Source organism: Pseudomonas sp. NPDC088885 (assembly GCF_044750025.1).
Lineage (GTDB): Bacteria > Pseudomonadota > Gammaproteobacteria > Pseudomonadales > Pseudomonadaceae > Aquipseudomonas > Aquipseudomonas rustica.
Genome location: NZ_JBIVJB010000256.1, coordinates 1 through 1,182, shown reverse-complemented (window position 1 = coordinate 1,182; position 1,182 = coordinate 1). Strand labels below are relative to the sequence as shown.

Below are 1,182 nucleotides of genomic sequence, written 5' to 3'. Positions count from 1 at the left end.
CCTCGAAAGTCGAAGTCTCTGGCGACAGCGTTGCCGTGACTCGCGAAATCGACGGCGGCGCGCAGACGGTTTCCCTGAAACTGCCGGCGATCGTCACCACCGACCTGCGTTTGAACGAGCCGCGTTATGCGTCCCTGCCAAACATCATGAAAGCCAAGAAGAAGCCTCTCGAAGTGCTGACTCCGGACGCTTTGGGCGTTTACACCCCCTCCACCAACAAGACCCTGAAAGTCGAAGCGCCGGCTGCACGCAGCGCAGGCAGCAAGGTCAAGTCGGTGGCTGACCTGGTCGAGAAACTGAAAAACGAAGCGAAGGTAATCTAATCATGACTATCTTGGTAATCGCTGAACACGACAACAAAGTGCTGGCCCCGGCCACACTGAACACCGTGGCTGCTGCTGCCAAAATCGGCGGCGACATCCACGTTCTGGTTGCAGGCCAAGGCGCTGGCGCCGTGGCTGAAGCCGCAGCGAAAATCGCTGGCGTGAGCAAAGTCCTGAACGCTGACAACGCCGCTTACGCGCATCAGCTGCCGGAAAACGTTGCTCCGCTGGTCGCTGAGCTTGGCGCTGGCTACAGCCACATCCTGGCTGCCGCGACCTCCAACGGCAAAAATATCCTGCCGCGCGTTGCTGCGCAGCTGGACGTTGACCAGATCTCCGAGATCATCTCGGTCGAAAGCGCTGACACCTTCAAGCGCCCGATCTATGCCGGTAACGCCATCGCTACCGTGCAATCGACCGCTGCGATCAAAGTGATCACCGTGCGTGCCACCGGTTTCGACCCGGTTGCTGCTGAAGGTGGTTCGGCGGCTGTTGAAGCAGTCGGCGCTGCACACGACGCGGGCACTTCGAGCTTCGTTGGCGAAGAGCTGGCCAAGTCCGATCGTCCAGAACTGACCGCTGCCAAGATCGTCGTTTCCGGCGGCCGCGGTATGCAGAACGGCGACAACTTCAAACACCTGTATGCCCTGGCCGACAAGCTGGGCGCTGCGGTGGGTGCTTCGCGCGCCGCCGTCGACGCAGGTTTCGTACCGAACGACATGCAGGTCGGTCAGACCGGCAAAATCGTTGCGCCACAGCTGTACATCGCCGTCGGTATGGCGAGGACTTTGCCGTGCAGCGGTGCCGGAGCGATCGCGCGGGTATGGCTGGGCAGCGGCAATTCGGCGCAGAACTGGCT

2 protein-coding genes are annotated in these 1,182 nt (G+C 61.1%); both read left to right on the top strand.

Annotated features, from left to right (window positions below):
• A partial coding sequence (locus ACIP1X_RS29060) for an electron transfer flavoprotein subunit beta/FixA family protein (protein WP_400755998.1) occupies nucleotides 1–323 on the top strand: 323 nt, incomplete at its 5' end.
• 2 nt (nucleotides 324–325) lie between these two features.
• A partial coding sequence (locus tag ACIP1X_RS29055) for an electron transfer flavoprotein subunit alpha/FixB family protein (protein WP_400755997.1) occupies nucleotides 326–1,182 on the top strand: 857 nt, incomplete at its 3' end.